Origin of the sequence: Arthrobacter gyeryongensis, from assembly GCF_039543785.1 — a bacterium.
Lineage (GTDB): Bacteria > Actinomycetota > Actinomycetes > Actinomycetales > Micrococcaceae > Arthrobacter > Arthrobacter gyeryongensis.
The window spans coordinates 175,662-187,747 of sequence record NZ_BAABKK010000009.1 but is presented as its reverse complement, the minus strand read 5'-3'; the positions used below and the strand labels follow the sequence as shown (position 1 = coordinate 187,747).

Below are 12,086 nucleotides of genomic sequence, written 5' to 3'. Positions count from 1 at the left end.
CCACGTGTCGGGGCCTGACCCCTTTAACCCGCCCGGCAAAAACAGGCCCGCGCCCCGCCCGGACCCGGTATATGTGAGCGAGCGTCCGGCCCGGACCCGGCATATGTGAGCCCGCGTCCAAGGAAAACCCTTAACAAGTGAGCGGGGGTTTGGGTTATCAAACCCCCGCTCACATATCGGGCGATTCCGGCAGACGCCCGCTCACATATCGGGCGATTCCGGCCAACCCCCGCTCACCTATGAGCGGGAATCCCCCAACCCCGGCTCACCCTGGAGCCGGGCCGCGGCCCCCTGCCCCACCCCGACCTCAGCAGAAGTGAGCCGGCGTCCGGCCGGGACCCCCTATATGTGAGCCGGCGTCCGGCCGGGACCCCCTATATGTGAGCCGGCGTCCGGACGGGACCCCCTATATGTGAGCCGGCGTCCGTCCGGGACCCCCTATATGTGAGCCGGCGTCCGGCCGGGACCCCCTATATGTGAGCCGGCGTCCGGCCGGGACCCCCTATATGTGAGCCGGCGTCCGTCCGGGACCCCCTATATGTGAGCCGGCGTCCGGCCGGAACCGGTTATATGTGAGCTGGCGTCCGGGGCCGGGGAGTTCGCCCGCGGCGGAATTGACCCCCCAAAGCGCCCGAAATAGGGTGAATTTGGTCAAAAAAGCGCGGAAACACGCGGAATTTGCTGGCCGCGTCGTCCCAAGCTGGTAAGTTTTCGAACAGTGGCTCGCACGCATGCCGTGTGTGAGCTCCAAAATCGTAAAGTCCAGGAGGACACAAATGGCTAAGAACCGTAGCGAACTGGTTTCCGAGGTAGCTGGCAAGGCTGGCACCAGCCAGGCTGCAGTCAACTCCGTGCTCGATGCCCTGTTCGAAGTTTTCGAGACTTCCGTCGCCGCCGGCGAGAAGATCACCATTCCGGGCTGGCTTGCCATCGAGCGCACCGACCGCGCAGCCCGCACGGGCCGCAACCCGCAGACCGGCGAGACCATCCAGATCGCCGCTGGCCACAGCGTCAAGCTGACCGCCGGCTCCAAGCTGAAGGCAGCTGTCGCCAAGAAGTAAGACACTTCGGCGAACGCCTCGGAAGGCGGCAACCTGCGGGTTGCCGCCTTTCTGCTTTAATCCGCTCGATTCGCCGCGCCGCCGACGTTAGCGGACAATGGATAGGTGCCATCAGCCAAAACTCCCGCCACTGCCCCTTCGCCCGCTTCTAAGCCGGGAACCAAGGCAGGGGCTGCCGTGGAAGGGATTTCCTTGCCGTGGCAGCTTGCGGGCTTCGCTGCGCTCTTCCTGGCTCTCGCGGGTGCTCTGATCTTCTCCGGCGCCTCGGCCGCGCGGCAGGTCTCTGACCCGGGCGCCTTCGTCCGCTGGGGGCTGCCGGTCGCCAAAGCCATCCATAACGTGTCCTTGGCGACCGTGATCGGCGGGCTGATCTTCGCCGTCGTTATCCTTCCCAAGCATGCGTCCCGCTCCAAGGGCGACGATGCGCCCGAGCACCCCGCGTTCACCCGTGCTTTGGCCGTAGCGGCAGCAGCAGGCGCCGCTTGGACGCTCTCCGCCGTCGCGGTCCTCGTGCTGACGTACGCGGACGTGGCCGGGCAGAGCCTCTCCGGGGACGCGCAGTTCACTGCTTCCCTCGTCTACTTCATGACGGACATCCAGACGGGCCAGGCGTGGCTCGCCGTGACAATCATCGCCGCGATTGTCACGACGGCGTTGTTCGGTGTCCGCTCGTTGGCGGGCCTAGCGCTGACGCTGGTCCTTGCCTTGGGCGGACTGATCCCGAGCGCACTGATCGGTCACTCCGCGAGTTCCAGCGACCACGAAGGCGCCATCAATTCGCTTGGCCTTCACTTGGTGGGCGTGTCCACCTGGGTGGGCGGCATCATCATGCTTGCGGTCCTCTCGAGCCTCCTGCGGGGTTCCAAGGCAATAGGCACCAAGGACATCACGGAGCCGACCCTCCGCCGGTTCTCCGCGTTGGCCGGCTTTGCCTTCGTGCTCGTCTTCGCGTCGGGCGTCGTCAACGCGAGCATTCGCGTCACCAGTTTTTCGGCCTTGGTCGGCACCCCCTATGGGCAGATCATCCTGGCGAAGGCGCTGGCCACGATTGTCCTCGGCGGTATCGGGTTCATGCACCGCCAGTGGGTGATCCCGCAGCTGGGCCGCAAGTCCATGACCACGCGTCGCGTGCTGTGGCAACTTGTGTTGGTTGAACTTCTGGTGATGGGCGCGACGTCGGGACTCGCCGTCGCGCTGGCCAGCTCGGCACCGCCGCTGCCCACCACCTACGCACCCGACGCCTCGCCGGCCTTTATCCTGTCCGGTTACGAGCTGCCGCCCGAACTGACGCCCGCGCGCTGGTTGACCGAGTGGCGCCTCGACTGGCTTTGGGTGGCTGTGGCCCTCTTCGGCGCGGCGAGCTACATCCTTGGCGTGGTCAAAGTCCGGCGACGCGGTGACTCCTGGTCCTGGTTCCGTGCCGTGAACTGGATGATCGGCCTGGTGGTCCTGACCTACATCACGTCCGGGCCGCCGTCGGTCTACGGCCGCATACTGTTCTCCGCGCACATGGTGGACCACATGGCGTTGACGATGGTCGCGCCGCTGTTCCTGGTCCTGGGTTCGCCGGTGACATTGGCATTGCGTGCCCTGCCGTCGCGCGGCGAGGGATCGCGCGGGGACGGCTCCCGTGGCCTTCGTGAATGGCTCCTGGTGTTTGTGCATTCGAAGTTCTCCCAGGTGGTGACCCACCCGCTGTTTGCCGCCGCGAACTTTGCCGGTTCGATTGTCCTGTTCTACTTCTCGGACGCTTTCGGCTGGGCAATGCGTGAGCACGTCGGCCATGAGCTGATGAACCTGCACTTCCTGCTGACCGGCTACATCTTTGTCCTCACCATGATCGGCACGGACCCACTGCCGCGTCGGGCGCCCTACCCCATGCGTTTGCTCCTCTTGCTCGCCACGATGGGCTTCCACGCATTCTTCGGAGTGTCCATCATGGGAGGCACCGGGCTGCTCGCCGCCGATTACTTCGGCAACCTCGGCCGGACCTGGGGGCAATCGGCTTTGCTGGACCAGCAGACAGGCGGCGCTGTGGCCTGGGGAATCGGCGAAGTTCCCACGTTGCTGGTGGCGATCGGCGTCGCGGTCATGTGGTCGCGTTCGGACGCGCGCGAGACCAAACGCACGGACCGGGCGGCCGACAGGAATAACGACGCCGACCTGAATGCTTACAACGATATGTTTGCGCGGCTTGCAGACCGCGATGCGAAACTGACTGATCGGGGCTTCAAGCAGCCCGAAAGCAAGACCAACCTGGAAGGACGCTGATGAGCGAATCCGTACGCACCCAACTGCGTGTCCGCGCCTCTGAACTGGTGGGCCGTGGCTGGCTCAATACCGGTGGCAAGACCCTGGACCTGGAAGCGCTGCGCGGCAAGATCGTGCTGCTCGACTTCTGGACGTTCTGCTGCATCAACTGCCTGCATGTCCTGGATGAGCTGCGCCCGCTCGAGGAAAAGTACTCCGATGTCCTGGTGACGGTCGGCGTGCACTCTCCCAAGTTCGAGCACGAAGCCGATCCCGTGGCCCTCGCATCCGCCGTGGAGCGCTACGAAATCCACCACCCCGTCCTCGACGACCCCGAGCTCGCTACGTGGAAGGCCTATACGGCCCGCGCCTGGCCGACGCTGGTGGTTGTGGACCCCGAGGGCTACATCGTGGCGCACCTTTCCGGTGAGGGCCACGCAGACGGCCTTGCGGTGCTCCTCGAGGAACTGGTGGCCGAGCACGAAGCCAAGGGGACCCTCCACCGCGGCGACGGCCCCTACGTGGCTCCCGTCCCGACGTCGGGCACCCTGCGCTTCCCCGGCAAGGCGACCCAGCTCGACAACGGCAACTACCTGGTGGTCGATTCCGGCCACCACCGCTTGGTGGAACTTCGTCCTGACCTTGAGACGGTTGAGCGCGTCATCGGCTCCGGTACCAAGGGTTACCTGGATGGTGCGGCGGAAATCGCCCAGTTCAACGAGCCGCAGGGCGTGGCGGTGCTCCCGGCGGAGCTCGCCTGGAAACTTGGCTACGAAGCAGTGGTCGCCGACACCGTGAACCACCGCCTCCGCGGCGTCACGCTCAGCTCGGGTTATGTGCAGACAGTCGCCGGCAACGGCGTTCAGCGCCTGCTCGACGCCGGCCCTGCCCGGGTGACGGAAAGCGGTGCCGGTGTTTGGGCTGAACACCACGACGCCGGTCCGGCCGACTTCGCGGCTGACGCCCTCGACGTCGGGGTACTGGGCGCTGGGACCGGGGTGTCCCTGTCCTCGCCGTGGGACGTGGTGTGGAGCGAGAAGCTGCAGCGCGTCATCATCGCGATGGCCGGCACGCACCAGATCTTTGCCTTCGAGCCCCTCAGCGGCGAGATATCGATCCTGGCCGGCTCGGGCCTTGAGGGTTTGCTTGACGGACCCGCCGAGGAAGCCTGGTTCGCCCAGCCTTCCGGCCTGGCCGTGGATGCGGACGACAACATCTGGGTGGCCGACTCCGAGACCTCGGCACTGCGCCGCCTGGTCCTTGGCGAAACCGGCGTGACCGTTGAGTCAGCCGTAGGCAAGGGTCTGTTCGATTTCGGTTTCCGGGACGGCGAGGCTACCGCGGCCCGCCTGCAGCACCCCCTTGGCGTCACCGTGCTCCCGGATGGCTCCGTAGCCATCGCAGACACCTACAACGGTGCCGTGCGGCGCTACGACCCCGCGACGAAGGCAGTGTCCACCTTGGCGCGGGGACTCTCCGAGCCGAGCGACGTCGTCGTGGTCTACCCGGAAGGCGGTGAACCGCTCCTGGTGGTGGTCGAATCGAACAAACACCAACTGGTCCTGGTTCCCATCCCCAAGGAAGCCCAGCAGGTGGACGAGGGCGCATCCCAGACGCAGCGGCCTAAGAGTCCCGTGGCGCCGGGGAACTTGGAGCTCACCGTGCGCTTCACGGCCCCGACCGGCCAGAAGCTCGACGACCGGTGGGGCGACCCGACACAGCTGAAGATTTCGTCGACGCCGCCCGAGCTGCTGCTTTCCGGTGGCGGCACGTCCGTGGGGCTGCTGCGGACCCTCGAGCTGTCTGCCGACGTGCCTGAGGGGATCCTCCACATCACGGCCCGCGCGGCTGCGTGCGATGGCCCGGAGACTGAGGACGGGGAAATCCCCGATCACGCCGCGTGCCACCTCTACCAGCAAGATTGGGGTATCCCAGTGGTCCTGCATGCCGACGGCGACTCCGAGCTGGTGCTTGACCTGCGCGGGATGGACTAGGCAGGGGCTGCCGGGCTTTAGCGCGGGCTTTAGCGCCGTCGAAGCTAGAAGCTCACCAGCGGCGTCACCGTGATGGTGTCCGCGCCTATATCCAGCCGGGTGGTGAAGCTGAAGTCGTGAACGGCGCTGAGGTCTCCCACTTGCCCGCTGAAGAGGTCGATTTCGCGGGCTGTTACCTTGGCTTTGCCGTTGAGGGGCGCCACGACCCACTGGCCGTTAAAGGGGTCGATGCTGACCTTGGGATATTCCGTGATCTGCCATTTGATGGTGCCGTCCACCACCCGGCTATTCGTCACGTGGTAGAACGGGCAGTCGGGCTGGAGCTTTTGCTGCTTGGTGGCGTCAGCGGCGCAGGTGTCCAGGAATTCCTTGACCTTATCGCTCACCACCTTGATCATGGCGTCCGTAGGCTTTGTCAGAAGGTTGAGGGGTGCCTGAGGCAGGGCGCCAGTGGTCACCGAGGTGCTGGTAGTCGGCGCAGAGAAGTATTTGCCGGCGAGGCTGGCTTCGTACTGCCCGGGATAGAACACGGCAAAACTGTTGCGGCCGTTGGGCAAGTTCACCGGGACGCCGTTCAGGTTCGCCTCGTTGGCGTTCACCACGGTGACCTCAATGGTCGGCAAGGATGACGGCACGAAGGACCACTTTCCAAAGAACAGCCACTCGGTGCCCGTCCGTTCCAGCAGGAAGTCCGAGTGCAGGGCATTGCCGTCGATCTGGTAGTCCATAGGGACCGTCACCCGGTTGCCGCCACGGGATTCGGCATTGCCGAGCTTGATATCGGTGATCTTCGACGCCGCCGTCTGCAGGGCGGTACCGTCCAGCATGGCCGCATTGGCGTTGGGCACGGACGCGTGCAGGAGCCCGAGCGCTTCCCCGCCGTGCCCCTGCTGGAGGGCAGAGAGGTAATCGCGCACTTGCTGCTGCGGGCTGGCTATGGAGTTGCTCACCAGGTTGATCGAAACGATCGCGGCGGCCACAGCAAGCATCAGACCGAGTAGCCACCCGGCCGCGGTCTTGACCAACGCTTGACTCAACTGCACGCCCTTTACGTTACCCGCCGGTTCAGCAATACCCCGGCATCCTCTCCTCACGTGACGAGTGAGCATGCTTTTAGGGAAGGGCCCGACGGCGGGCGGCAGCTCCGTTTTAGCGGCGCCGGCGCGATGAGGTTCCGAACACTCCGCGGAGTAGTTCACGGCCGAGTTGCGTGCCGAAGGACCGTGCCATGCTCTTGATTCCGCCGCCGAGCGCACCACCCAGGACGCCTGCGAAATCGCCCATCATTCCGCCGCCGTCTTGCTGCGGAAGAGGAGCCGGTGCCGGGGCGTGGGCGGGTGCGGGCGGCCACGCTTCGGGGGCTGAGCTTGGAAGTGGCCGGCTGCTGGGACGGCCAAGGATCTCTTCCTCGATCCTGCGGGCGTTGGCATCGACGGCAGAAGGATCAAGGGCGGCAGGTACCGGCGGCCGTCCTGGCGCTGCCTCTCCGGTGGATGGCGCGGTCCCTTTGCCAGTGAGTTTCTCGTAGGCCGAAATGTTGTCCACGGCCGTGCCGTACTTCGGCAGCAGCGGGGAAGTGGCGATGGTGCTGCGGATCAGTTCGTCCGTGCTGGGTCCCATCACGGATTCCGGGGCACGCAGCTTGGTCAGCGCCACGGGTGTGGGCGCACCCTTTTCGTTCATGACGGTGATGACCGCTTCGCCGATACCCGCGGAGGTGAGTGTTTCCTCAAGATCGTAGTCGCTCACCGGGAACGTGGAAACCGTGGCCTTGAGGGCTTTGGCATCTTCGGGAGTGAAGGCGCGCAGGGCGTGTTGGACCCGGTTGGCAAGCTGGCCGAGGACCGCGGCAGGGACATCCTTGGGTGTCTGGGTGACGAAGAAGATCCCGACCCCCTTGGACCGGATGAGCCGCACCGTGGTGGTGATGGCCTCGAGGAAGGCCTTGGATGCGTCCGTGAAGAGCAGATGGGCTTCGTCGAGGAAGAACACCAGCTTGGGCTTGTCGAGGTCTCCCGCTTCGGGCAAGTCTTCGAAGAGGTCCGCAAGCAGCCACATCAGGAACGTCGAGAACAGCATGGGTTTGGTCTGGAGCGTGGGGAGTTCGAGGCAGCTGATCACGCCGCGGCCGTCCGGGGCTGTGCGGAGAAGTTCCGCGGTATCGAATTCCGGCTCGCCGAAGAACTTCTCCATGCCTCGGGCCTCGAGATTGACAAGTTCGCGCAGAATGACGCCGGCAGTGGCCTTGGAGAGTCCGCCGAGGTCTTCGAGTTCAGCTTTGCCCTCATCCGAGGTCAGGAACTGGATGACGGCCCGCAGGTCTTTGAGGTCGATCAGTTCCAGTTTCTTCTGGTCAGCGAAATGGAAGGTCAGCTGCAGGCTGGATTCCTGCGTGTCGTTGAGTTCCATGATTCGCGAAAGCAGAATGGGGCCGAACGAGGTGATGGTCGCGCGGACGGGAACGCCGTTGCCATCCCCGCCTAATGAGAGGAACTCGACCGGAAAAGCCTTGCCTACCCACTCTTGGCCGAGGCTCGCGGTGCGGGCCGTGAGTTTCTCGCTGGCCGTCGCCGCGGTGGCGAGTCCTGAAAGGTCTCCCTTGATGTCAGCCAGGAAGACCGCGACGCCGGCCGTGGACAGTTGTTCCGCCATCATGTGCAGGGTGACGGTTTTGCCGGTGCCCGTAGCCCCGGCCACCAAGCCATGCCGGTTCATCATGGAGAGCGGCAGCCGGACTTGCGCTTCCTTGTGGACTTCGCCGTCGACGATGGCGGCACCCAGCTCGATCGTGGGGCCACCGAGGGTGTATCCCTGCTGGATCGTGGCAAGTTTTTCAGCTGTTGTTTTCTTGGCCATGCGCATAGCCTAGTGGTCCAGCGCTCCGGATTGGCCGAAAAATGGCGGTACTGTTTATGCTCGCTTGGCGTACCGGAGGTAGACGACGCCGTTGCCAAAGCGACGCTCGTCCAATAGCTCAAGGGTCAGGCCCACGCCGTCGGGAAGGAACTGTTTACCGCCTCCGACGACAACCGGAGTGAGGAAGAGGCAGAACTCGTCCACCAACCCGGCCTTGATGGCTTGGGCGGCGAGAACCGTGCCACCAATGGACATGTCCAGCGCTGCGGACTCTTTCAGCGCTCGGATGGCTCCGGCGTCGAACTCCCGCTCGAGGCGTGTCCTGGCGGTGGACGGACTCTCCAAACTCGTGGAGTACACGATCTTGTCCGCGGCACGCCAGATCTCCGCGTAGTCCCGCATGACCGGCGGCTCGTCGGAAAGGGACATGTCCTCCCACGCGGACATGACCTCGTACATTCGCCTGCCGTAGAGGTATGTACCGATGGGCCGCTCAAGGTCGTTGACGAAGGCGTGCACTTCTTCGTCAGGCATGCTCCAATCGAACTTTCCGTCGGCATCGGCGGTGTAACCGTCAAGGGACATGATCCCTGCGTAGATCAGCTTTGCCATGCACCGACGGTACACACCCGCGACGGCAACGGTATAGTGCCGGGATGGATGACAAAGCGGTTCTGCTCAAATACCTGCGTGCCCGTCGCGGCGAGCTCCTCGCCAAGCTCGACGGACTCGACGAGTACGACGTCCGCCGGCCCATGACCCCCACCGGCACCAACCTCTTGGGACTGGTCAAGCATGTGGCGAGCGTGGAGCTTGGGTATTTCGGAGAGGTCTTTGGCCGGCCCAGCGGCCGGGATTGACCGTGGTTCGCCGACGATGCCGAACCTGACGCGGACCTGTGGGTTCCGCAGGAAGAGAGCAGGGAAGAGATCATCGAATTGCACAGGCTCTCGGCCGAGCACAGCGATGCAACCATCGAATCGCTCCCACTCGACGCGCCCGGGGAGGTGCCGTGGTGGCCGGAAGAACGCCGACGCGTGACGCTCCATCAGATCCTGGTGCATATGTGCGTCGAGACAGCCCAGCACTTGGGGCATGCCGACATACTTCGTGAGCTCATCGACGGCTCGGCGGGGAAAGGTCCGGGGGACCTGAATTTGTCACAGCGGACCACCGAAGAATGGGCCGATCACCGGGCCCGGATCGAAGCCGCGGCGCGCCAGGCCGTGGGGTAGGCTCACGCCTCGATGGGCGCCAAGTCCTTCGTGAACGCCAGGTGCTTGATCTCTTCCGGATCCGCGTCGACGTCGAACAGCGGGGTGTAGCCCGTGGCCAGGTACAGGTTCTTGGCTTCGGGCTGCCGCGGGCCGGTGGTGAGGTAGATCCGGCGGTAGCCGCGCCGGGAAGCCTCGGCCTCGAGTTCCGCGAGGACAACACGGGCCAGCCCACGACGGCGGTGGGCCGAATGCGTCCAGATCCGCTTGAGCTCCGCCGTCCGGGAGTCGTAGCGGCGGAATGCCCCGCCAGCCACGGTTTTGCCGTTCTCCTGCAGGATGAGCAGGGCACCGTGGGGTGCGGCAAACTCGCCAGCCGGGTACCTGTTGAGCTCTTCGGCCGCGCCACCGCTGCCGAAGAGGTCGCCGTAGCGCGTGGTGTATTCGACGGCGAGTTCGTCCAGGAGGGGCTTGACGCGCGGATCGCGCATGGGCAATGTCAGGACGGAAAGGCCCCACGGCGGCAGGGTCGGCGTTGTTGTCATGGCTTACCTTTCGTGAATTTCCCCAACTAGCTCGCAGTTATTGTCGTTTTGGAGCGTCAAAACGACAACAACTGCGAGTTAGTTGGGTGGACGGAGCTGGTTGGGTGAGGGGCGGAGAGTTCGGCCAGCAGGCGGCGGGCCAGGGCATCGTTCTCGCGGAACGGTGCTGCGTTGGTTCCGGGCCGAGCGAACGCACCGGCGCCCCAACCCGAGGTCCAGGGTCCGACGGCGAAAAGCCCCGCCTGCCGTCCGCCGTCGGGAGCCAGGACTTCGTGCGAACTCGAGACCAACAGCTTACCGGTGGAGTGCGGGCCGTCCGAGGTGAGCAGCGACTGTTCGGTGCCCCAACCGGCGTCGTGCAGGTCCGCCAGCGCGGGGTTGGCCGATCGCGCCATCGACGGCGACGGCAAGCGGGCCTCGATGTACGCCGCCGCGTCCACCACCACGGGCGATTGGAATGAACCGGCCACGAAACGGCCGCTGGCTTCGTCCGGGCGCACCCACATGCCCGGACCCAGGAACTGCAGCAATCCTGCGCGATGCAGGGCGAGGATTTCGCGCAGCCGGTGGGGCGGCGGGCCGGAATCCACGAAGCTGAAGAAGCCGTGCCACCACCCGTGCACCGCCTGTTGGGAGCGCGAGTTGAGCCGCTCCTGGGGAACCAGCCGGCCGAGTTCCATGTAGACGCGGAGCAGGGCCGTGAACAAGGCGAGGGTTTCCGAATGGTCCGGGCTCGTGCGGAGGTTGACGTCGCGTTCGATGTAGTTCGCCACAGATCTCTGCACCGCGGCATGGTCCGCGAAAGCGCAGCCGCTGAACGGTTGGTCCAGGGCCTCGAGGTCGAGCCAGAGGGCCGGGTCCGGGACGGCCGCGGCCACGAGGTCTTCGCGTTCGCGGCTATACCAGTCCAGGTCATCGAAGTGCGCCGAAAACTCGTCCCAGCTTCCCCGGACGCGCTCGGGATAGCCTTTGAAGAGCTCGCGGTAATAGGCATGGCCGGCGTCTTTGGCGATGAGCGGCCACAGCTGGGTCCGGAAATCCAGCTCCTCGTGGGCTGCGAGCAGCGATTCCACGGCATACGCGGTGAAGTACCGCGGGGCGCCGACTGGTTCGCCGCGCAGGGTGGAGGAGATCTTCGAGTGGTAGGGGACTCCGCGGCGCGAACCTGCCCAGAGCCGCGGTTCGGCGCCGGACGGCACATAGTCCAGGCCGCCGTCGGGCCTGTCTTCGAAGCAGCCGCCGCGGCCCTCGAACAAGAGCACCAGAAGGTCCACGAACGCCAGACCCATGCCCGAAACCAGGACGTCCTGGCCGGGTGCGATCGCCGAATAGTCGACGTCGGTGGTGTACGACGGCGCCGCGTGAAACCCGCCGTGCCGGGCGGCGAACCCGGTCAGCCGCGCCGATTCCGGCTCGGCCCGGGAGTCCGTGTGGCCCAGCGAGTACACCACGAGGTCAGCCTCCAGCACCCCGCCTGAAGCGAGGCGCACGCGGTACTTCGCACCGCCGTCGGGCCCTGGCCCAGGATGCTCGACGGCGGTTGCCGTATCCCTGTGGACCGTCACCGCGACGTCCGGGCCGAGGGCCGCGACGGCCCGGCGGAAGAACCATTCGAGGTACTTGCTCTGGAGCTGGCGGGTCGGAAACGATGCCGGTGTCAGCGCCCGGAGCTGCTCGAGGAGGTGGGCTTCCAACTCCGGAACGTCGCGGATGGAACCGTCCAGCACGCCGGTTGCCCATGTGGCGAGCCCCGGACCGTCCACGGAGGGACCGTCGCAGGCCACGGAGTTGTCGGTGAACATCGTGACGTCCGCTGCCGTGGAGTTGAGCAGGAGTCCCGGGCTCTGGTCATAGCGCCAGATCCTCCCGGAACCGGGTTCGTACGGTTCGACGACGTGGATGGAGAGGGGCCCGTCGAAGAGGCCGGGCCTGTTGGCTGCGAGCCGTTCGAGGATGCCGGCTGAGCGCGGACCACCGCCAATGAACACGATGGTGGGGGCGAAGGGCGGCATGGCAACTCCTGTTGGCGGTGGCTGGTGGTACCCGAGCCTAGGGACCCGGCGGGCCCTCGGTCGAGGCCCGGGTAACGGCCGTTCACCACGCGTCACGGCGCGTCAACAAGCGCAAAGAACGGACTCATATGGCTCCGTATGAAGCCGCGCGAAG

At 65.5% G+C, this 12,086-nt stretch carries 8 protein-coding genes and 1 pseudogene; 4 read left to right on the top strand and 5 right to left on the bottom strand.

What is annotated here, in order from left to right:
- Nucleotides 1-776 precede the first annotated feature (776 nt).
- The 3 genes from ABEA18_RS06785 (at nucleotide 777) to ABEA18_RS06775 (ending at nucleotide 5,305) form a co-directional block, all read left to right on the top strand.
- Entirely contained in the window at nucleotides 777-1,061 is a 285-nt protein-coding gene (locus ABEA18_RS06785; RefSeq protein ID WP_184739845.1) for an HU family DNA-binding protein, read from the top strand.
- Nucleotides 1,062-1,166: 105 nt separating this feature from the next.
- Nucleotides 1,167-3,332, top strand: coding sequence for a bifunctional copper resistance protein CopD/cytochrome c oxidase assembly protein (locus ABEA18_RS06780; protein ID WP_345448525.1), 2,166 nt, complete (start codon nucleotides 1,167-1,169; stop codon nucleotides 3,330-3,332).
- Nucleotides 3,332-5,305, top strand: coding sequence for an NHL domain-containing thioredoxin family protein (locus tag ABEA18_RS06775; RefSeq protein WP_345448524.1), 1,974 nt, complete (start codon nucleotides 3,332-3,334; stop codon nucleotides 5,303-5,305). Before ABEA18_RS06780 ends, ABEA18_RS06775 begins: the two co-directional genes overlap by 1 nt.
- Nucleotides 5,306-5,349: 44 nt before the next feature.
- On the opposite strand, the gene ABEA18_RS06770 is transcribed toward ABEA18_RS06775, so the two are convergent.
- From ABEA18_RS06770 to ABEA18_RS06760, 3 genes are all read right to left on the bottom strand, one after another.
- Nucleotides 5,350-6,342 carry a hypothetical protein gene (locus tag ABEA18_RS06770; RefSeq protein WP_345448531.1) on the bottom strand — a complete coding sequence of 331 codons (993 nt, stop codon included), beginning with the start codon at nucleotides 6,340-6,342 and terminating at the stop codon, nucleotides 5,350-5,352.
- 112 nt (nucleotides 6,343-6,454) lie between these two features.
- A complete protein-coding gene (locus ABEA18_RS06765) occupies nucleotides 6,455-8,161 on the bottom strand; it encodes a helicase HerA-like domain-containing protein (RefSeq protein ID WP_345448523.1) in 1,707 nt (568 codons plus the stop codon).
- A gap of 54 nt (nucleotides 8,162-8,215) precedes the next feature.
- Nucleotides 8,216-8,773 (bottom strand): dihydrofolate reductase family protein, encoded by a 558-nt coding sequence (locus tag ABEA18_RS06760; protein WP_345448522.1) that lies wholly within the window; start codon nucleotides 8,771-8,773, stop codon nucleotides 8,216-8,218.
- Nucleotides 8,774-8,817: 44 nt separating this feature from the next.
- On the opposite strand from ABEA18_RS06760, the pseudogene ABEA18_RS06755 reads away from it, so the two are divergent.
- Nucleotides 8,818-9,396, top strand: a pseudogene (locus tag ABEA18_RS06755) (DinB family protein).
- A gap of 2 nt (nucleotides 9,397-9,398) precedes the next feature.
- On the opposite strand, the gene ABEA18_RS06750 reads toward ABEA18_RS06755, so the two are convergent.
- Both ABEA18_RS06750 and ABEA18_RS06745 read right to left on the bottom strand, forming a co-directional pair.
- A complete protein-coding gene (locus ABEA18_RS06750; protein WP_345448521.1) occupies nucleotides 9,399-9,920 on the bottom strand; it encodes a GNAT family N-acetyltransferase in 522 nt (173 codons plus the stop codon).
- 56 nt (nucleotides 9,921-9,976) lie between these two features.
- The gene (locus ABEA18_RS06745) at nucleotides 9,977-11,932 is read right to left on the bottom strand and encodes an FAD/NAD(P)-binding protein (RefSeq protein WP_345448520.1); all 1,956 of its coding nucleotides are present in this window, start codon (nucleotides 11,930-11,932) and stop codon (nucleotides 9,977-9,979) included.
- Nucleotides 11,933-12,086 lie beyond the last annotated feature (154 nt).

What these genes read in the sequence shown, in the direction of transcription:
- ABEA18_RS06775 (WP_345448524.1), top strand. Translation starts at nt 3,332, where the DNA reads ATGAGCGAATCCGTACGCACCCAACTGCGTGTCCGCGCCTCTGAACTG.
- ABEA18_RS06785 (WP_184739845.1), top strand. Translation starts at nt 777, where the DNA reads ATGGCTAAGAACCGTAGCGAACTGGTTTCCGAGGTAGCTGGCAAGGCT.
- ABEA18_RS06760 (WP_345448522.1), bottom strand. Translation starts at nt 8,773, where the DNA reads ATGGCAAAGCTGATCTACGCAGGGATCATGTCCCTTGACGGTTACACC.
- ABEA18_RS06750 (WP_345448521.1), bottom strand. Translation starts at nt 9,920, where the DNA reads ATGACAACAACGCCGACCCTGCCGCCGTGGGGCCTTTCCGTCCTGACA.
- ABEA18_RS06765 (WP_345448523.1), bottom strand. Translation starts at nt 8,161, where the DNA reads ATGGCCAAGAAAACAACAGCTGAAAAACTTGCCACGATCCAGCAGGGA.
- ABEA18_RS06745 (WP_345448520.1), bottom strand. Translation starts at nt 11,932, where the DNA reads ATGCCGCCCTTCGCCCCCACCATCGTGTTCATTGGCGGTGGTCCGCGC.